This window comes from Pseudacidovorax sp. NFM-22 (genome assembly GCF_021401245.1).
Lineage (GTDB): Bacteria > Pseudomonadota > Gammaproteobacteria > Burkholderiales > Burkholderiaceae_C > Xenophilus.
This window is the reverse complement of sequence record NZ_JACBFY010000011.1, coordinates 57,596-76,640: the sequence shown is the minus strand read 5'-3', so window position 1 is coordinate 76,640 and position 19,045 is coordinate 57,596. Positions and strand designations below refer to the sequence as shown.

Here is a 19,045-nt window from a genome sequence, read left to right as displayed (position 1 = left end):
GGCAGGCAGCGCGGGGGTGGTGCTCAATGCGACTTCGTCTGATAGACGTAGGGCTGCTGCGCCACGGCGGCGGCCTCGAACTCGGCCTGGGTCTGGCGGTCGATCTGCTTGTCCCACAGCAGGGCGCGGCCGGCGCGCTGTTCTGCTTCGAGCGTGGGCTTCTGTTCGCGCAGCTTCTCGATGAACTGGGTGGCGTCGGAGGTGTAGTGGGGGCGGCCGAAGATCGACATAGACTGGTGCAGCTTCTTGTGACGGGACGAGGGGCGCGATTTTAACGACGGGGCGATGGGGAATCGATGACCACTGGCAGGACCGCGGCGCGCATCGCCGCCGCATTCACCGCGCTGGCCGCCCTGGCCGGCTGCGACCCGCAGCGCATCGACCAGCTCGAAGAGGGCGTGGCCATCGAGGCCGATGTGCGCGCCCAGTTCGGCGAGCCCGAGAACATCTGGGAGTCGCCCGCCGGCCGGGTGCTCGAATACAACCGCCAGCCCGCTGGCCGCAAGAACTACATGATCACCATCGGCCCCGACGGCCGCATGAGCGCCCTGCGCCAGGTGCTCACGCCCGAGAACTTCGCCCGCGTGCAGCCCGGCATGCCGATGGAGGACCTGCGCAAGCTGCTGGGCAAGCCCGCCAAGGTGACGCGCTATGCCCTCAAGCAGGAAACCGAATGGGACTGGCACTGGATGCAGCCGCCCAACACGCCGATGGTGTTCACCGCGGTGCTGAACGACCAGCAGTATGTGCTGCGCAGCGGCTCGTCGCAGGACCGCAGCGTCGAGGCGCCGTGACATGAAACCACCCCGTTTGGACTTCCTCACTGCGTGTGGAAGTCCAATCCCCCTCAAGGGGCGCACCCGGCGGCCGGGCCAAGCCCGTTCCGCGGGTGCACTGGCATGGCCTGCTCCGCGGCCTTTCGGTCAGCAGGGTGGCGCAGGGTTCATGCCATACGGGTGGCGCATCGGCGCCTTGAACAACTGAGTTCCAGCTGATGGATCTGCGGCGCCTCGGTCGGGCGCCACCCCGTACCCAAAACCGCCGTCGCGGACGCCTTCAGTCGTTGCCGCCCGGCAGAACCGCGCCCGCCGCCGCCCCGACCGCCCGGCCGCCCAGCCGCGCGGTGCCGATGGCCGCATCTGCCGCCAGCCCGACCGCGCCGGCGCCCACGCTGACCGCGGTGGCGCCCACCGACACGGCAGCGCCCGCCACGGCGCAGCCGCCAATTGCGCTGAGGGCAAGGCTGGCCCACAGCAGATGACAGTAAAGGGCTGGGCGCATGGCGGCTCCGGTGTCGGGGTTGGAAGAACGATCGGCGTGCGTGCGCTGAAAAATGCCGCTCAGCGCACCCGCATGCCCGGCTGGGCACCCGGCCAGGGCTCCAGCACATGGATGCCGGGCTGGGCCTTCTCGTCCGCATGGCTGGCGGCCAGCACCATGCCTTCGCTGACGCCGAACTTCATCTTGCGCGGCGCCAGGTTGGCGACCATCACGGTGAGCTTGCCCACCAGCTGCTCCGGCTGGTAGGCCGAGGCGATGCCGCTGAACACGTTGCGGGTCTTGCCTTCGCCCACGTCCAGCGTCAGGCGCAGCAGCTTGGTGGAGCCTTCGACCTTCTCGCAGGCCACGATCTTCGCGATGCGCAGGTCGATCTTGGCGAAGTCGTCGATGCCGATGGTGGGCGCCAGCGCCTCGCCGCCGGGCAGGTCCGGCGCCGCTTCGGGCGCGGGTGCCGCGGCAGGGGCGGGCGGCGTGAAGAGCTGTTCCAGCACCTTCGGGTCCACGCGCGTCATCAGGTGCTTGTAGTCGCCGATGGCATGGCCGGCGCCCAGCGCGCGCGCGGCGTCGGCCCACTGCAGCGGGCCGACGTTCAGGAAGGCCTCGACCTGCGCGGCCAGCGCCGGCAGCACCGGCTTGAGGTAGAGCGTGAGCAGGCGGAAGGCCTCGATGCAGGTGGTGCACACGTCGTGTAGGCGCGCCTCCTGGCCGGCCTGCTTGGCCAGCTCCCAGGGCTTGTTGGCGTCGACGTAGGCATTCACCTGGTCGGCCAGGGCCATCACCTCGCGCAGGGCACGGGCGTAGTCGCGGCCGTCGTAGAGCTGGCGCAGGTCCTCGGCGCCGGCGCGCAGCATCACCAGCAGTTCCTCGCCGTCGACAGAGACCGTGCCCAGCTGGCCGCCGAAGCGCTTGGCGATGAAGCCGGCCGAGCGGCTGGCGATGTTGATGAACTTGCCCACCAGGTCGCTGTTGACGCGGGCGACGAAGTCCTCGGGGTTGAAGTCGATGTCCTCGTTGCGGCCGTTGAGCTTGGCGGCGATGTAGTAGCGCAGCCATTCGGGGTTCAGGCCCAGGCCGAGGTACTGCAGCGGGTCGATGCCGGTGCCGCGGCTCTTGCTCATCTTCTCGTTGTTCACCGTCAGGTGGCCGTGCACGAAAATGCCGTCCGGCGCCTTGCGGCCGCTGAAATGCAGCATGGCCGGCCAGAACAGGGTGTGGAAGGTGATGATGTCCTTGCCGATGAAGTGCACTTGCTCCAGGTCGGGCTGGGCCATGTAGGCCGCGTAGTCCTCGCCCTTCTTGCCCAGCCAGTTCTTCAGCGAGGCCAGGTAGCCCACCGGGGCATCGAGCCAGACGTAGAAGTACTTGCCCGGCGCGTCGGGGATCTCGATGCCGAAGTAGGGCGCGTCGCGGCTGATGTCCCAGTCGCCCAGGCCGCCGGTGCCGTCCTCCTTCTTGACCAGCCATTCGCGGATCTTGTTCTGCACCTCGGGCTGCACGTGGCCGGGGGCCGCGGTCCATTCCTTCAGGAAGGCCTCGCAGCGCGGGTCGGACAGCTTGAAGAAGAAGTGGTCGGAGCTGCGCAGCTCCGGCTTGGCGCCCGACAGGGCCGAGTAGGGGTTGATCAGCTCGGTGGGCGCGTAGACGGCGCCGCAGACCTCGCAGTTGTCGCCGTACTGGTCCTTGGCGTGGCAGTTCGGACACTCGCCCTTGATGAAGCGATCCGCCAGGAACATGCCCTTCTCGGGGTCGTAGAACTGCTCGACCGGGCGGGTCTCGATCAGGCCCGCGGCCTTGAGGTCGCGGTAGATCTGCTGGGCGAGTTCGTGGTTCTCGGGCGCATCGGTGGAGTGCCAGTTGTCGAAGGCGATGTGGAAGCCGTCGAGGTAGGGCTTGCGGCCAGCCGCGATCTCGGCCACGAAGGCCTGGGGCGTGATGCCCGCCTTGTCGGCCGCGATGGTGATGGCGGCGCCGTGGGCGTCGTCGGCGCAGACGAAGTTGACCTCGGCACCGTTCATCCGCTGGAAGCGCACCCAGATGTCGGCCTGGATGTATTCCATGATGTGGCCGATGTGGAACTTGCCGTTGGCGTAGGGAAGGGCGGTGGTGACGAAGAGCTTGCGCGCTGCGGGCATGGATGTCGGTCTCGCGGATGGGCCGGCCGTGTCGCGGCAGGGCGCCGCGGGCTGGCAGGGTCGGGCATTTTAGGTTTGGGGCCGCGTCGCAGCCGTATGCTTGCAGCTTTGCCCGCAGACCCCGAAGGAGGAAGCCCCGTGACCACCCCCCGCATCCCCGCCACCCTGATCTCCGGCGACGGCATCGGCCCCGAGATCATGGAAGCCACCCTGGCCGCGCTCGACGCGCTGGGTTCGCCCTTCGAGTGGGATCCGCAGATCGCCGGCCTGGGCGGCGTCAGGACCTCGGGCGACCCGCTGCCCGAGGCCACGCTGGAGAGCATCCGCCGCACGCGCCTGGCGCTCAAGGGCCCGCTGGAGACGCCCTCGGGCGGCGGCTACCGCAGCTCCAACGTGCGGCTGCGCGAGGCCTTCCAGCTCTTCGCCAACGTGCGGCCGGCCCGCACCATCATCCCCGGCGGACGCTTCGACAACATCGACCTGCTGGTGGTGCGCGAGAACCTCGAAGGCCTGTACATCGGCCACGAGCACTACATCCGCATCGAGGACGATCCGCACGCCGTGGCCATGGCCACCGGCATCAACACCCGCCAGGGTTGCAAGCACATCCTGCGCTATGCCTTCGAGGCCGCCGTGGCCCAGGGCCGCAAGAAGGTGACGGTGGTGCACAAGGCCAACATCATGAAGGCGCTGACGGGCATCTTCCTGGAGACGGCCGAGCAGCTCTACGCCGCCGAGTACCAGGGCAAATTCCAGTTCGAGACCATGATCGTGGACGCCTGCGCCATGAAGCTGGTGCTCAACCCCTGGCAGTTCGACATGATCGTCACCACCAACCTGTTCGGCGACATCCTGTCCGACCTGGTGGCCGGGCTGGTGGGCGGCCTGGGCATGGCCCCCGGCGCCAACATCGGCGCCGACGCGGCCATCTTCGAGGCGGTGCACGGCTCGGCGCCGGACATCGCCGGCAAGGGCATCGCCAACCCTATCGCGCTGATGCTGGCCGCGGCGCAGATGCTGGACCACGTGAAGCGCGTCGACCTGGCCGACCGGCTGCGCACCGCCATCGACCAGACGCTCAACGTCGACAACGTGCGCACGGGCGACCTGGGTGGCGGCGCCAACACCATCGCCTTCACCAAGGCGCTGGTGGCCCGCATCAAGGGGGGTGCATGACGACGGAACAGAACCTGCCCATCCTCTCGCCCTCCGAGGCGCGGGTGCTCGGCGTGCTGATCGAGAAGCAGCGCACCGTGCCCGACAGCTATCCGCTCACGCTCAACAGCCTGCTCGCCGGCTGCAACCAGAAGACCAGCCGCCATCCGGTGATGGAACTGGGCGAGGCCGAGGTGCAGGACGCGCTGGAAAGCCTGCGCCGCCGCAGCCTGGTGGACGAGAGCAGCGGCGGCCGCGCCATGCGCTACGGCCACAACACCGACCGCGTGCTGCGGCTGCCCTCGCAGTCGGTAATCCTGCTGGCGGTGCTGATGCTGCGCGGCCCGCAGACGGCAGGCGAGCTGCGCATCGCCAGCGACCGCATGCACAACTTCGCCGACATCTCGTCGGTGGAGGGCTTCCTGGATGAGATGGCCGAGCGCCCGGCCGGCGCGCTGGTGGTCAAGCTGCCGCGCCTGCCGGGGGCGCGCGAGAGCCGCTGGGCGCATCTGCTGTCCGGGCCGGTGGCGGCCGAGCTGATGGCGGTGCCGGCGGCCGGTGCTGCCGCGCCGGCGGCCGGGGGCGATGCCGGTGAGACGGCCGCCCTGCGCCTGCGGGTGGACCGGCTCGAAGCCGAGGTCGCCACGCTCAAGGCCACGCTGGCCAAGGTCTGCGCGGACCTGGGCATCGACGTCGCCTGAAGTCCCGCGCCGTCCGGCCATGTCCGGATGCGCCCCTCTCCCCTCGCGGGAGAGGGAGAAAGCGCCGCGACGGCCCAATGCCAGTCAGTTCGCCCGTTCGCCCTGAGCTTGTCGAAGGGCTTGCGCCAGGCTTCGACAAGCTCAGCCCGAACGGACTTTGGTTATCTGACTGGCATGGCGCGACGGCCGCGCGATCCCCTGGGCCTGTCGTGCCGTGCGCCCGCTGTCACCCAGCGGACCGCCCTCGCGGGGCCGGCTGCGCTACCTTCCGTCTCCCCAAGAACAGGGCCGCCCGCGCCCACGGAGACACCCCATGACGCACCCCGCCGCCCTGGCCGAATGGCACCGCCTGGTGCAGACCCACGATAGCGCCGGCCTCTGGGCCCTGCTGGCCGAGGACGCCGTCTTCCACTCGCCCGTGGTGCACACGCCGCAGGTGGGCCGGCCCATCGTCAGCGCCTACCTCACGGCGGCCTTCCAGGTCTTCTTCAACGAGAGCTTCCGCTACGTGCGCGAAACCGTCGCGGCCGACCATGCGGTGCTGGAGTTCGCCGTCACCCTCGACGGCATCGAGGTCAACGGCGTGGACATCATCAGCTGGAACGCCGAGGGCCGCATCACCCAGTTCAAGGTCATGCTCCGGCCGCTGAAGGCGGTCAACCTCATCCACCAGCGCATGGGCGAGATGCTGGCGGCGCGCAAGGGCGGCTGACAGCCACCCGGCGCGGCCCGGGCCGCGGCAGTAGCATCGCGCGCACCGCCATGCCCGCACCGCTGCCATGAACCTCGAATCCGATCCGACCGCGAACACCCCGGGCGGCTTCGACCTGCGCCGGTGGCGCGCGCTGGAAAGCGCCTCGCCCGCCCGCGAGCCCTGGCAGGCCCTGCCGGGTCATGAAGTGCGCCGCTCCAGCCAAGGGCTGCCCTGGCCCGGGCTGATGCTGTGGCACCAGGTGGGGCCCGAGGGCGACCTCTACGTGCCGCCCACGGCCGAGCACACCATCCTCGTGCGCCGCGCCATTCCCACCGACCTGCTGCAGCGCCATGGCGCGAGCGTGGGCCGCACCCGCTGGCGACCCGGGCAGGCCGTGGTCGTGCCGGCGGGCCTGCCCAGCTTCTGGCGCAGCGCCCGGCCGCGCGACAACCTGCACATCGACGTCGCCCCCAGCTGGCTGCACCGCAGCGCGCAGGCCGAGGTCAGCCTGCACAGCTGCTTCGGCCGCGACGACCCCGTGCTCGACGGCTTCGCCCGCATGCTGCTCGGAGCGCTGGACAGCCAGGCGGCCTTGCAAAGCGGCTTTGGCGAGCATGTGGCGCAGGCCCTGGCGCTGCATCTGCTCAGTCATTACGCCGGCCCGCACCGGGCGTTGCGCGGTGGCGCCTGGCTGCTGCGACGGCAGATGCAGCAGCTGGAGGAGGCCGTGCGCGAGGCGCTCGACGCCCACTGGACGGTCGAGCGCATGGCGCGACTGGTGGGCCTGAGCAGCTTCCACTTCGCGCGCGCCTTCAAGGCCTCGTACGGCATGACGCCGCACGCCTGGCTGAACGCGCAGCGCATGGCGCACGCCGCCCAGCTGGTGCGCGAGACCTCGCTCGACATCGCCGAGATCGCCGCACGCACCGGCCACCGCTCGGCGCCGCATTTCTCGCAGGCCTTCCGGCGGCACTGGGGCCAGTCGCCGACGGCCCTGCGGCGCGGCGGCTGAGCGTCTCAGGGCTTTCCCGCGGTGGCGCAAGGCGCCGACAGCCGGCGCAGCAAACCGACAGGCCCCCATCTTCACCCGCGGCACAGTGCGGGCCCAGCCCGGCATCGACCAGACCGGGCCTGAAGGAGACCTTGCCATGACCGACCGCCGCCAGTTCACCGCCCGCATGCTGGGCACCCTGGGCACCCTGGGCACCCTGGGCGCCACCGCCGCCCTGCCACTGTGGCCGCGCCTGGCCTCGGCGCAGACGCCCGAGGTGGTGCGCATCGTCGTCGGCTTTCCGCCCGGCGGCAGCACCGACAACGTGGCCCGCCGCCTGGCCGAGAAGCTGCGCGGCGCCTACGCGCCGACGATGCTGGTGGACAACCGGCCCGGCGCCGGCACCCAGATCGCGGTCGGGGCGGTCAAGGAGGCCGCGCCCGACGGCGGCACGGTGCTGCTGTCCCCGCCCGCGCCCTTCAGCGTCTACCCCTTCACCTACCGCAAGCTGCCCTACGCGCCGCAGGACCTGGTGCCGGTCGCGATGGTGTGCACCTTCCCCTTCGCCTTCGCTGTCGGGCCGGCGGTGCCGGCCAGCGTCCGGACGCTGCCCGACTTCATCGCCTGGGCCAAGGCGCATCCGACGCAGGCGGCCTTCGGCTCGCCCGCCGCGGGCTCCACGCCGCACCTGCTGGGCAGCCTGCTGGGCAAGATGGCCGGCGTGGAGCTGACGCATGTGCCCTACCGCGGCGACGGGCCCGGCCTGCAGGACCTGATGGGCGGCCAGGTGGCGGGCTATTCGACCGTGCTGGGCAGCTACCTGCCGCAGCTGCGCTCGGGCCGGCTGCGCCTGCTGGCCGTCAGCGGCAGCGCGCGCAGTCCGTTTGCGCCGGAGCTGCCCACCTACGCCGAGCAGGGCTATGCGCTCGACAACACCGAATGGTTCGGGCTCTTCGTGCCGGCACGCACGCCCCAGGCCGTCATCGAACGTCTGGCCAGCGCAGCCCGCGCAGCCGTAGCGCAGCCGGACTATGCCCAGGGCCTGGCCGAATTCGGCATGAGTGCGCAGTTCCTCGGCCCGCAGGAGCTGGCGGCGAAACTGAAGGCCGACACCGACTTCTGGCGCGTGCAGGTGCCGCGCATCGGCTTCACGGCCGACTCCTGAAACCCCCGCCGGCGAGCCATTCGCCGGCCTTTCCCCGGCGACTGCCCATGACCCCCTCCGAACACCCGCCCACGCCCCTCTGGACGCCCGATGCCCACCGCCGCGACCGCGCCCTGATCACGGCCTTCGCGCAGTGGCTGCAGCGCGAGCGCAGCCTGCACTTCGACGGCTACGAGGCCCTGTGGCAGTGGTCGGTTCAGGACACCGAGGGGTTCTGGCGTGCGGTGCTCGACTTCTTCGCGCTGCCCTTCGACCCGCCGCCCGCGCGCATGCTGGAGGACGCGCCCATGCCCGGCGCACGCTGGTTTCCGGGCGCACGGGTGAACTTCGTGCAGCAGGTGCTGCGCCACGAGGGGCTGCAGACGCCGGCCATCGTCTACGAGAGCGAGGCCGGTGGTACCGGCGAGATCGGCTGGGTCGAGCTGCGGCACCAGGTGGGCGCCGTGGCCGCGATGCTGCGCGCGCTGGGCGTGCAACCCGGCGACCGCGTGGCGGGCTACCTGCCCAACATCCCGCAGACCGTCGTGGCCTTCCTGGCCGCCGCCAGCCTGGGCGCCATCTGGACGCTGTGCGCGCCCGACATGGGGCCGGTGAGCGTCGGTGACCGCTTCCGCCAGGTCGCGCCGAAGGTGTTGATCGCCGTGGACGGCTACCGCTTCGCCGGCAAGCCTTTCGACCGGCGCGCGCCGCTGGACGAAATCCTGGCCGGCCTGCCCAGCGTGCAGGCGGTGCTGTGGGTGCCGCACCTCGGGGCCGATGCCGCGCCGCCGCCGCAGGTGCAGGCCCGGCGCTGGCTGCCGTGGGCGGACGCGCTGGCCACGCCATCGGCCGTGGCGCCGGAGCCGATGGCGGCCGATCACCCGCTGTGGATCCTCTATTCCTCGGGCACCACCGGCCTGCCCAAGCCCATCGTGCATGGCCATGGCGGCATGCTGGCCAACGGCATGGTCAACATGGTGCTGCACAACGACCTGCATCCCGGCGACCGGGTGCTGTGGGCCGTCAACACCTCGTGGATGGTGTGGAACGCCCACATCATGAGCCTGCTCGGCGGTGCCACCGTGGTGCTGTACGACGGCAGCGTGACGGGCGACGGGCCCGAGCACGACTGGGGCCACCTGTGGAAGCTCGCCGGCCGCACGCGCGCCACCTTCTTCGGCGCCGGGGCGGCCATCCACCAGGCCTGCATGAAGGCAGGCATCGTGCCGCGCGACATCGCCGATCTGGACGCGCTGCACACGCTCGGCTCCACCGGCTCGCCGCTGTCGCCCGAGGCCTGTGCCTGGATGTACGCGTCGATCCGGCCCGACCTGTGGCTCAACGTGGTGTCCGGTGGCACCGACCTGGCCGGTGGCTTCCTGGTGGGCCTGCCCACGCTGCCGGTGTACCTGGGCGAGATGCAGTGCCGCACGCTGGGCGCCCGCGTCGAGGCCTGGAGCGACGAGGGCCGCCCGGTGATGGACGAAGTCGGCGAGCTGGTCTGCGTCAACCCGCTGCCCTCGATGCCGCTGTTCTTCTGGGGCGACGAGGACGGCAGCCGCTACCGCGAGAGCTATTTCGACACCTTCCAGGACGCGGCTGGACGGCCCGTCTGGCGGCATGGCGACTGGCTGCGGCTGGTGCCCCGGCCGGGGGCGGTGGGCGGCGTGATCTACGGACGCTCCGACGCCACCATCAACCGCCAGGGCGTGCGCATGGGCACGGCCGAGTTCTACCGCGTGGTGGAGCAGCTGGAGGAGGTGGCCGACAGCCTGGTGGTGGACCTCGAATACCTGGGGCGCCCGTCGTGGATGGCCCTGTTCGTGCAGCTGCGGCCCGGCATCGAGCTGGACGAGCCGCTGCGCCAGCGCATCCGGCAGGCGCTGCGCACGGGGCTCTCGGCCCGCCATGTGCCCGACGAGATCGTTCCGGTGGCGCTGGTGCCGCGCACCATCACGGGCAAGAAGCTGGAACTGCCCGTCAAGAAGCTGTTGCTGGGCCAGCCGCTGGACAAGGTGGTCAAGCGCGATGCGCTCGCGCAGCCCGCGGCCATCGACTGGTTCGTGGCGTTTGCGCAGGACTATCTGGCGCGCTCGCCCTCATAGCTCTGTTGTCCGACAGCGGGCGCGCGCCCGGCTTCCTACGATGGCACGCAGGGGGAGAGCCCGGGGTGCCGTCGCCGCAACACACAACGACAGACAGGACGCGACCTGACCCGAACCCGCCGGCGCCATCTGCGGTGCCGGCCCGTTTCGAGCAAGGGGTCTGGCGATGTCCACGAACACGCCGCGCACGCGCGCGGCCACCACCGGCAGCCGGGAACAGGCGCGCAAGCGGGAGGAAGAAGGCCGCCTGAAGCCGGGCAACCGTCGCCGCCTGCCCGCGCAGTCCCAGGATGCGGATCTGCCGCCGCAGCACGAGCCTGGCAGCCACGATGGCGAGAAGGTGAGCGAGAAGGGCGACGCCACCGGCGCACCTCATCCTGCCGCCAAGGGGCGTGATGCCCCGGTGGACGTGCGTTGATCGCGCGGTGTCGAATCTCCCCGCCGGCTCCGCTGGGCATGCCGTGCCTGCGTCACCGCTGCTGCCTGCGCTGCACGCCACGCGCGTCGCGCCTGCCTTCTGACGCGGGGGCCGCATGCCCTGGCTGAAGGTCCTGCACATCGGCGCCGTCATCCTGTGGTGCGGCTCGCTGCTCTATCTGCCGTTGGCGACCGCGGCCGCTTCCGGCGACGGCCGGCGGCGACCGGCAGCGCTGGGCGAACCGCAGGACGAGATCCTGCGCGCCCTGTTCATCTGGGTGGCCACGCCGGCTGCGCTGGTCGCCATCGGGTCGGGCACGCTGATCTTCGTGGTGCAGGGCACGCTGGGGCTGTGGCTGCTGGCCAAGCTGGTGCTGGTGGGCCTGCTGGCGCTGGGCCATGCGAGCTTCGGCCTGCTGATCCTGTGGGTGGAGCGCGGCCAGTCTGCCAGGCGCGCCGCACTCCTCGTCGGCGCATTGCTGCTGCCGCTGCTGCTGGCGATTGCGTGGCTGGTGCTGCGCAAGCCCGGCCTCGACGGAGCGCTGCCATGAGCGGCGGATTCACCGCCACCGCGCGGCGCTGGCTGTCCGCGCCCGCTTCAGCTCATGTCGACCGCCACACCCTTCTCGTACACCAGCCGTCCGCCCAGGTAGGCGGCCAGGGCGATGAAGCCGGCCGTGAACAGCGTGATGCCCGCGCCCCAGGGCCACAGCCACTGGGCCGGGTCGTCCGCGCGCCAGCGCAGCGCCCAGTTCAGCGTGGCCAGCGACAGCATCATCACGGCCACGATGGCATGGCCCCAGGCCGTGACGAGCCGGCGGATGCGCCTGACCGTCAGCAGGTCGATCAGACCGGCCACGCTGGCGATCCAGCCGCCGGCCGCGCCCACGCCCGCCAGCCACAGGCCGGCCCGGGCCCAGAACGGGTCCTGCGTCCACCACCAGGCACCGTCGGTGCCCACCAGGCCGATCAATGCCGCCACGGGAAAGTGGATCAGCATGGGATGCAGCGGATGGCCGGCGATGGCCGCGCGGCTTCGGATGGGTTCGGGCAGGGTCGGGCTCGGAGGTGCGGCGCTCATGCCGCCATTGTGGGCATCGGGCTGCTGCCGCTGCTCGGCGGATGCCGGGGACCGCTGTCGGTGTTGGACCCGGCCGGGCCTTCGGCCGGCGCCATCGCGCAGGTGTGGTGGTGGATGTTCGGCATGGCGGCTGCAATCTGGTTGCTGATGATGGTGCTCGGTGCGCTGGCCATGCGCGCCGGCCGTGACCGCAGCGGTGGCAAGGGCGAATGGCCGGGCGTCGAAGAGGGCGAACATCGCTCCGGCCGCGAGGCACGGCGGGCCGAGGACGGCGCCCGCCAGCGCCGCATCGCCCGCCGCTGCCTCGTCGGCGGCGGCCTGCTGCTGCCGGGCGTGGCCATCACGGCCCTGCTGCTCTTCGGCTCGCCCGCCGGCTTCCACCAACTGCCCTGGCCCGGCGCCGCTGCCGCGCCGCTGCGCGTGGAGGTGACCGGCCACCAGTGGTGGTGGGAGGTGCACTATCCCGACACCGGCCAGCGCCTGCGCAACGAGCTGCGCCTGCCCGCCGGCCGCGCGGTGGACGTGCACACCCGCAGCGCCGACGTGATCCACGGCTTCTGGGTGCCGCGGCTGGGCGGCAAGCTCGACGCCGTGCCGGGCCGCACGCTGGTCGTGCGGCTGCAGGCGGATGCGCCCGGCACCTACCGCGGCGTCTGCGCCGAGTTCTGCGGCCACGGCCATGCGCACATGACGATGGTGGTGCAGGCGATGCCGGCCGACGACTTCGACGTCTGGCTGAAGACCGCACCGGCCCTGGCCGCTGACCGTACGCCTGCCGTGGCGACAGCCTTTGCGCCGGAGGCCCGCCCATGACGGAGCGCGAACAACCCACCAGCGAGGCCACCAACCAGCAGGCCGACGACGCCCTGCACCGCGCCCTGCACGAGACCTGGCGCAACCCGACCGGCTGGCGCGTGCTGGCGGCGGTCAACCACAGCACCATCGCGCAGCGCTTCATGCTCACCGGCGGCGCCTTCTTCCTGATCGCGGGGGTGCTGGCCATGCTCATCCGCGCGCAGCTGGCGCTGCCGCAGCACGACTTCATGGGCGCCGAGGCCTACGCCCAGGCCTTCACCATGCACGGCACGCTGATGATGTTCCTCTTCGCCGTGCCCATGCTGCAGGGCATCGCGGCCTACCTGCTGCCCAAGATGATCGGCGCGCGCGACCTGGTCTTTCCGCGGCTGTCGTCCTTCGGCTACTGGTGCTACCTGTTCGGCGGCGTGATCTTCACCAGCAGCCTGGCCTTCGAGCTGGCGCCCGACGCGGGCTGGTTCATGTACACGCCGCTGTCCAGCAATGCCTATTCGCCGGGCATCAACTCGGACTTCTGGCTCATCGGCATCACCTTCGTGGAGATCTCCACCATGGCGGCCGCCATCGAGCTGGCGGTGTCGGTGCTGCGCACCCGCTCGGCCGGCATGGCGCTGCAGCGCATGCCGGTGTTTGCCTGGGCGATGCTGGTCACCTCGCTGATGATCGTGATCGGCTTTCCGCCGCTGATCCTGGGCTCGCTGCTGCTGGAGCTGGAACGCGCCGCCGGCTGGGCCTTCTTCGACCCGACGCGCGGGGGCGATCCGCTCCTGTGGGCGCACCTCTTCTGGCTCTTCGGCCATCCGGAGGTCTACATCATCTTCCTGCCGGCCACGGGGCTCATCTCCACCATGGTGCCTGTCTTCGCGGGCCGGCCGCTGGTGGGCTATCGCTGGGTGGTGGCCTCGCTGATCGGCATCGGCTTCCTCAGCTTCGGCCTGTGGGTGCACCACATGTTCACGCTGGGCATTCCAGCGCTGGCGCAGGCCTTCTTCTCGGCGGCCAGCATGCTGGTGGGCATTCCGACGGCGGTGCAGATCTTTGCGTGGCTCGCCACGCTGTGGACCGGCCGGCCGCGCTGGGAGGTGCCCATGCTGTGGATCGCGGCCTTCCTGGTGGTGTTCGTGGCCGGCGGGCTGACGGGCGTGATGCTGGCGCTGGTGCCCTTCAACTGGCAGGTGCACGACACGCATTTCGTGGTGGCGCATTTCCACTACGTGCTGGTGGGCGGCATGCTGTTCCCGCTGCTGGCGGGCCTGTACTACTGGCTGCCCCACATGAGCGGACGCATGCCCTCGAAGCGGCTGTCGCGCGCGGGCTTCTGGCTCACCGTCATCGGCTTCAACGGCACCTTCCTGGTGATGCACTGGACGGGCCTGCTGGGCATGCCGCGGCGCGTGTACACCTACGAGCCGGGGCTGGGCTGGGAATGGCCCAACCTCGTCTCCTCGGTGTTCGGCTTCGTCATGGCCTTCGGGGTGGTGACGGTGCTGCTGGACCTGGCGCTGCACTGGCGCCTGGGCCGCCGCGCCGAGGTCAACCCCTGGAAGGCCGACACGCTGGAATGGGCCACCGCCATGCCCGCCGAGGCCTACAACTTCGCCAGCCAGCCGGCCGTGCACACGCGGCATCCGCTGTGGACGCGGCCCGGCCTGCCCGCCGAGATCGCCGCCGGCCGCCACGCGCTGGCCCGCGGCGTGGCGGCGCGCGAGACGCTGGGCAGCAGCCCCGTGGCCGCCCGGCCCACCGAGCTCATCGTGCTGCCGGGCAACAGCTGGCTGCCCTTCCAGGCGGCGCTGCTGATCGCGCTCTTGTGCATCTGCCTGCTGCTCAAGGCCTACGGGTTGGCCGCGCTCCTCGGCGCGGCGGCGGCGCTGGTGCTGCTGCGCTGGTCTTGGGTCAATGGCGACCACCCGGGCTATGGCGCGCCGCACGAGGAACAGGAGGCCGTCACCGAGGTCCACGGCGTGGTGCTGCGCCCGCACACGCACGGCTTCGACGGGCCGGGGCTCTGGGGCATGAAGTTCACGCTGCTGGCCGATGGCGCTTTCTTCAGTTCGCTGCTCTTCGGCTGGTTCTACCTGTGGACGGTGGCGCCCGGCTGGCAGGCGCCGGCGAAGCCGGTGGTGGGGCTGTGGCCGCTGCTGGCCGTCAGCGGGCTGGCGGTGGCGGCGAGCGGGCTGATGGGCAATGGGGTCGGGCGGCTGCGGCGGGGCGAGGGTGGCGGTCTTGCGTGGCGCCTGGCTGCCGCGGGGCTGCTGGCGCTGGGTGCGTCAGGCGGCCTGGCGTTGCTGGGTGGCACGCTCGACCTGCGTCCGCATCTGCAGGCGCATGACGCCATCGTCGCCGTCACGCTGCTCTACCTGGGTTTCCACACACTGCTGGCCGGCGTGCTGGCGTTGATGCAGGCGGCGCGCGTGCGGGCGGGCCATGTGGGGCTGCGGCGGCCCTATGAGCCCGGGGTGGTGGCGGCCTTCTGCCACTACACGGCGGGGGCCTGTGCCGTCGCCTGGCTGGCCTTTGCGCTGGTGCCGCGGGGGTGGGCATGAAGGGGGGGCGGAGCGATGCGCCGGTGCGGGGTGGGGATGTGGGGAAGGCCCGGCCACCTGCAGACAGTCGCGCTGCACGAGCGTCGTCACCCCCTCTCCCCCGGCCCCTCTCCCGCGGGGGGAGAGGGGAGGAGGACCGTCCTACTGGGGCGGCGCGGACGTGGCGGTGGCTGTCGCCCGACAGTCCCTGGCAGCTGGCGCTGGGCTTCACGTTGTGGTCGCTGTGGTTCGTGGGGGTGTACGGCGGGGTGTCGGTGGCCTGCGCGGCGGGCTGGGCGGCCGGTGCAACCGGGCCCGGCAACGGGGTCAACGGCGTGCTGATCGGCGGCACGCTGGCCACCCTGGTCCTGCTGCTGCTGGCCGCCTGGCGTTGCCTGCGCCATGCCCGGGCCCTGCGTCGGCTGGACCCGGCCGGCCCGCGTCGACCGGCACGGCCGGCGGACGCGGTGGGGCAGGCCGAGTCCGATGAGCCGCCTGCTGGCGAAGTACCCGAAAGCGCCTTCGATCAGCGTCGGGAGCGTCGACGCTTCATCGCCTTCATGGCGGCACTGCTGCATGCGCTGGCGGCCGCGTCCACCGTGTTCGTGGCGCTGCCGCTGCTGCGGCTGCCGCCGTGTCTCTGACCGACTCCGAGGAATGCCACCATGCCCGTCGACCTGATCCGCCTGTGCACCCTCGGCGCCCTGCCCGCGCTGCCGCAGGACTGGTGGACGGCCTGGAGCCTGGCGCCGGCCATGCTGCTGCCGCTGCTGGCACTGGCCTTCCATGCGCTTCGGCCGACGGCGAAGTCGGGCCTGCCGGCGGGCAGCGCCCGCCGATGGCGCCTGGCCGGGCTGGCCCTGCTGGCGCTGGCGCTGCTGTCGCCCCTGTGCCGGCTGGCGGCCACCCTGGCGGGCGCGCACATGGTGCAGTTGATGGTGCTGGTGGCAGGCTGCGCGCTGCTGGCCGTCGGCTGGGCGCCGCCGCGCCGGGACGCGCGCATGGCGCTGCCGCTGGCGGCGGCCCTGCACGGCGGGCTTCTCTGGCTGTGGCACCTGCCGGCCGTCTATGCGGCCACGCTGACCAGCGGCGTGGTGCACTGGGCCGCCACGGCGGCGCTGGTGGTGGCCTCCTTCGTTTTCTTCCACCGGGCCGTCCATGCCCCGGCGGACCGCCGCGGCGCCGCGCTGCTGGCCGTGCTGGCCACGCTGGCCCACACCGGATTGCTGGGCGCGTTGCTCACCTTCGCCGGCCAGCCGCTGTACGCACTGCAGGCGCCCGGCGCGCGGGCCTGGGGCCTCGATCCGCTCACCGACCAGCAGATCGCCGGCCTGGTGATGTGGGTGCCCGGGGGCCTGGGCTACATGGCCCTGGCGCTGGGCCTGGCGGTGCACTGGGCTTCTCAGGGCCACCGTGGCCGGCGTCGCGGGGCCCCGGCGGCCCGCGTGTCGGGCGAGCCGGCCGCCCGCCCCGGCTGAGGCGGCTTGTCCCTTCCGCGGCAGCGGCCGGCCGCTGCCCCGTAGACTCGCCGCCCAATTGAGGAGCCAAATCCAATGACCGTGACCCCCGAGGGCCTGCTCGACGCGCTCAAGAGCGTCCAGGACCCGAACACCGGCCAGTCCTTCGTGGCGGCCAAGGCCGTGCGCAACCTGCAGATCGACGGTGGCGACGTTGCCTTCGACCTGGTGCTGGGCTACCCGGCGCGCAGCCAGCATCCGGCGCTGCGCAAGGCGCTGGTGGCCGCGGCCCGCACCGTGCCCGGCGTCGAGAACGTGTCGGTCAACGTGCTGACCGAGATCACCGCCCATGCCGTCCAGCGCGGCGTGCAGTTGCTGCCGGGCGTGAAGAACATCGTGGCCGTGGCCTCGGGCAAGGGCGGCGTGGGCAAGAGCACCACCGCCGCCAACCTGGCCCTGGCGCTGGCCGCCGAGGGCGCACGCGTGGGCCTGCTCGACGCCGACATCTACGGCCCCAGCCAGCCCATGATGATGGGCGTGAGCGGCCGGCCCACCAGCCCCGACGACAAGACCATGGACCCGCTGGAAGGCCACGGCGTGCAACTGATGTCCATCGGCTTCCTGGTCGACCCCGACCAGGCCATGATCTGGCGCGGCCCCATGGCCACGCAGGCGCTGGACCAGCTGCTGCGCCAGACCAACTGGAAGGACATCGACTACCTCGTGGTCGACATGCCGCCCGGCACCGGCGACATCCAGCTCAGCCTGAGCCAGCGCGTGCCCATCACCGGCGCGGTGATCGTCACCACGCCGCAGGACATCGCCCTGCTCGACGCCCGCAAGGGCATCACCATGTTCGAGAAGGTGGGCGTGCCCATCCTCGGCATCGTGGAGAACATGGCCGTGCACGTGTGCACGAACTGCGGCCATGTGGAGCACATCTTCGGCCACGAGGGCGGCAAGAAGATGGCGGCCGAGCGCAACATGGCCTACCTGGGTGCGCTGCCCCTGGCCATGACCATCCGCGAGCAGGCCGACGGCGGCAAGCCCACCGTGGTGGCCGATCCCGACGGCGAGATCGCCAACCTGTACAAGGCCGTGGCCCGCCAGGTGGCGATGGGCATCGCGGGCAAGGCCAAGGACTTCTCGTCCAAGTTCCCGACCATCACGGTGAGCAAGAACACCTGAGGGGCTCGCCGGGGCGGCCGGCCGCGCGCCGCCCTCGTCCTTGCAAATCGATCGGCGGCCGATCGATTTGCAAGGAAGCCCGGCGATCATCGGCAGTGGCTGACTTGCCCTGCCGCCCTGCCGACGCATGAACATCCTCGCCTCCCTGCGCTACCTCGCCGCCCTGGCCGAGCACCGGCATTTCGGCCGGGCGGCTGCCGCCTGCCACATCACGCAGCCGGCGCTGTCGAATGCCATGCGGGCGCTGGAGGCCGAGTTCGGCGTGGCCATCGTGCGCCGCGGCCGGGCCTATGCGGGCCTGACGCCCGAGGGCGAACAGGTGCTGGCGACCGCCCACCGCATGCTGCACGAACACGAGCGACTGCAGCAGCAGTTGCGCAGCGAGGCCGGTCAGCCGCGCGGGCGCCTGCGCATGGCGGCTGTGCCCACGGCCATTCCGCTGCTCAGTCGCTTCGCGGCGCGGCTGCGGGCGCGGCACCCGGGCATCGTGCCGACGGTGCTGTCGATGAGTTCGCTGGAGCTGGAGACGGGGCTCGATCATCTGGCCATCGACCTGGCCCTGGGCTACACCGGCCGGCAGGGCCCGGCGGCCAAGGCGCTGCAGACCTGGCCGCAGATCGAGGAGCATTACTTCCTGCTACGCCGGCCGGCCGAAGCGCCAGCGGCCACGATGCTGGCGCGTGGCCAGCCCATCGGCTGGGCCGAGGCGGCGGCGCTGCCGCTGTGCCTGCTCACGCCCGAGATGCACAACCGCGCGATCGTCGATGCCGCCTTCGCGGAGGCCGGTGCGACGGGCGTGGCGCCGGCGGTGGAGACCAATTCCGTGCTCACGCTGGTGCTGGCCGTGCAGGCCGGCGACGTGTGTGCGGTGCTGCCCGGCGCGATGGTCGACACGGTGCGCGGCCAGCCCGGGTTGGTGGCGCAGCCGCTGGTGGGGCCGACCGTGCGCACGCCCTTGGGTTTCATGGCGCCGGCGGCGGTGCGGCCTTCGCGGGCGCTGGAGGCGGCGCTGGGGCTGCTGCAGTCGCAGGAGTGGTTGTCCGAATTGCGGGCGCATGGCGGGGCGCTGGAGGCGTGATGTCTGTGCGCCGTCTCGAAGGGGCCTGCCGTGGTGCCGCCTGACGCCGGGCTGCTGGATGCGCTGCGGGCGCTGTGGGAACTGCTGGTGATGGTGGGGCGCTTCTTTCTCTGGCTGTTCAACATCGGGCGCTGAGGGGCGGGTTTTGCGATCTCGCGCTCAAGAGCCTTGGCTGGATTGCGGTAGCCGGTCGCCGGTTGGTCTTCGATGCTCGGTGCTCGGTGCTTGGTGCTTGGTGCTTGGTGCTTGGTGCTTGGTGGTGCTGGTTGCTGGTTGCTGG

At 71.5% G+C, this 19,045-nt stretch carries 19 protein-coding genes; 15 read left to right on the top strand and 4 right to left on the bottom strand.

What is annotated here, in order from left to right; translation table 11 throughout:
* Positions 1 to 23: 23 nt before the first annotated feature.
* Positions 24 to 230, bottom strand: a complete 207-nt coding sequence (locus L0984_RS27870) for a DUF3460 family protein (RefSeq protein ID WP_017762266.1) — start codon at positions 228 to 230, stop codon at positions 24 to 26.
* 66 nt (positions 231 to 296) lie between these two features.
* Here L0984_RS27870 and L0984_RS27865 point away from each other — a divergent pair, with 66 nt between their 5' ends.
* Complete coding sequence (locus tag L0984_RS27865) at positions 297 to 794, top strand: outer membrane protein assembly factor BamE (protein WP_234197663.1); 498 nt, start codon at positions 297 to 299, stop codon at positions 792 to 794.
* A gap of 262 nt (positions 795 to 1,056) precedes the next feature.
* On the opposite strand, the gene L0984_RS27860 is transcribed toward L0984_RS27865, so the two are convergent.
* Positions 1,057 to 1,281: a hypothetical protein gene (locus tag L0984_RS27860; protein WP_234197662.1), complete on the bottom strand. Its 225-nt coding sequence runs from the start codon at positions 1,279 to 1,281 to the stop codon at positions 1,057 to 1,059.
* A 59-nt stretch (positions 1,282 to 1,340) separates the two neighbouring features.
* On the bottom strand, positions 1,341 to 3,413 hold the full coding sequence (metG, locus tag L0984_RS27855) for a methionine--tRNA ligase (RefSeq protein ID WP_234197660.1): 2,073 nt from the start codon (positions 3,411 to 3,413) through the stop codon (positions 1,341 to 1,343).
* Between the two features lie 198 nt (positions 3,414 to 3,611).
* Here metG and L0984_RS27850 point away from each other — a divergent pair, with 198 nt between their 5' ends.
* The 8 genes from L0984_RS27850 (at position 3,612) to L0984_RS27815 (ending at position 11,171) form a co-directional block, all read left to right on the top strand.
* Positions 3,612 to 4,589 (top strand): isocitrate/isopropylmalate dehydrogenase family protein, encoded by a 978-nt coding sequence (locus tag L0984_RS27850; RefSeq protein WP_370646219.1) that lies wholly within the window; start codon positions 3,612 to 3,614, stop codon positions 4,587 to 4,589.
* Positions 4,586 to 5,269 (top strand): YceH family protein, encoded by a 684-nt coding sequence (locus tag L0984_RS27845; protein ID WP_234197657.1) that lies wholly within the window; start codon positions 4,586 to 4,588, stop codon positions 5,267 to 5,269. Before L0984_RS27850 ends, L0984_RS27845 begins: the two co-directional genes overlap by 4 nt.
* Before the next feature lie 313 nt (positions 5,270 to 5,582).
* Positions 5,583 to 5,981 (top strand): nuclear transport factor 2 family protein, encoded by a 399-nt coding sequence (locus L0984_RS27840; RefSeq protein ID WP_234197655.1) that lies wholly within the window; start codon positions 5,583 to 5,585, stop codon positions 5,979 to 5,981.
* Positions 5,982 to 6,048: 67 nt separating this feature from the next.
* Positions 6,049 to 6,975, top strand: coding sequence for an AraC family transcriptional regulator (locus tag L0984_RS27835; protein ID WP_234197653.1), 927 nt, complete (start codon positions 6,049 to 6,051; stop codon positions 6,973 to 6,975).
* A gap of 136 nt (positions 6,976 to 7,111) precedes the next feature.
* Positions 7,112 to 8,119, top strand: a complete 1,008-nt coding sequence (locus L0984_RS27830; protein WP_234197652.1) for a Bug family tripartite tricarboxylate transporter substrate binding protein — start codon at positions 7,112 to 7,114, stop codon at positions 8,117 to 8,119.
* Positions 8,120 to 8,166: 47 nt separating this feature from the next.
* Positions 8,167 to 10,203, top strand: a complete 2,037-nt coding sequence (locus L0984_RS27825) for an acetoacetate--CoA ligase (protein ID WP_234197650.1) — start codon at positions 8,167 to 8,169, stop codon at positions 10,201 to 10,203.
* 166 nt (positions 10,204 to 10,369) lie between these two features.
* The gene (locus L0984_RS27820; RefSeq protein ID WP_234197649.1) at positions 10,370 to 10,621 is read left to right on the top strand and encodes a hypothetical protein; all 252 of its coding nucleotides are present in this window, start codon (positions 10,370 to 10,372) and stop codon (positions 10,619 to 10,621) included.
* A gap of 115 nt (positions 10,622 to 10,736) precedes the next feature.
* Positions 10,737 to 11,171, top strand: a complete 435-nt coding sequence (locus L0984_RS27815) for a CopD family protein (protein ID WP_234197648.1) — start codon at positions 10,737 to 10,739, stop codon at positions 11,169 to 11,171.
* A 47-nt stretch (positions 11,172 to 11,218) separates the two neighbouring features.
* Here the strand turns inward: L0984_RS27815 and L0984_RS27810 are convergent, their stop codons facing one another.
* Entirely contained in the window at positions 11,219 to 11,701 is a 483-nt protein-coding gene (locus L0984_RS27810; RefSeq protein WP_234197647.1) for a DUF2231 domain-containing protein, read from the bottom strand.
* A gap of 9 nt (positions 11,702 to 11,710) precedes the next feature.
* On the opposite strand from L0984_RS27810, the gene coxB reads away from it, so the two are divergent.
* The 6 genes from coxB to L0984_RS27780 all read left to right on the top strand — a co-directional run bounded on the left by coxB (position 11,711) and on the right by L0984_RS27780 (position 18,765).
* Positions 11,711 to 12,514 (top strand): cytochrome c oxidase subunit II, encoded by an 804-nt coding sequence (coxB, locus tag L0984_RS27805; protein ID WP_234197646.1) that lies wholly within the window; start codon positions 11,711 to 11,713, stop codon positions 12,512 to 12,514.
* On the top strand, positions 12,511 to 15,063 hold the full coding sequence (gene ctaD, locus L0984_RS27800) for a cytochrome c oxidase subunit I (RefSeq protein ID WP_234197645.1): 2,553 nt from the start codon (positions 12,511 to 12,513) through the stop codon (positions 15,061 to 15,063). Before coxB ends, ctaD begins: the two co-directional genes overlap by 4 nt.
* A gap of 212 nt (positions 15,064 to 15,275) precedes the next feature.
* On the top strand, positions 15,276 to 15,686 hold the full coding sequence (locus L0984_RS27795) for a hypothetical protein (protein ID WP_234197644.1): 411 nt from the start codon (positions 15,276 to 15,278) through the stop codon (positions 15,684 to 15,686).
* Positions 15,687 to 15,707: 21 nt separating this feature from the next.
* On the top strand, positions 15,708 to 16,520 hold the full coding sequence (locus L0984_RS27790) for a cytochrome c oxidase assembly protein (RefSeq protein WP_234197643.1): 813 nt from the start codon (positions 15,708 to 15,710) through the stop codon (positions 16,518 to 16,520).
* 75 nt (positions 16,521 to 16,595) lie between these two features.
* A complete protein-coding gene (gene apbC, locus L0984_RS27785) occupies positions 16,596 to 17,687 on the top strand; it encodes an iron-sulfur cluster carrier protein ApbC (protein ID WP_234197642.1) in 1,092 nt (363 codons plus the stop codon).
* 127 nt (positions 17,688 to 17,814) lie between these two features.
* A complete protein-coding gene (locus L0984_RS27780; RefSeq protein ID WP_234197641.1) occupies positions 17,815 to 18,765 on the top strand; it encodes a LysR family transcriptional regulator in 951 nt (316 codons plus the stop codon).
* Positions 18,766 to 19,045: the final 280 nt, after the last annotated feature.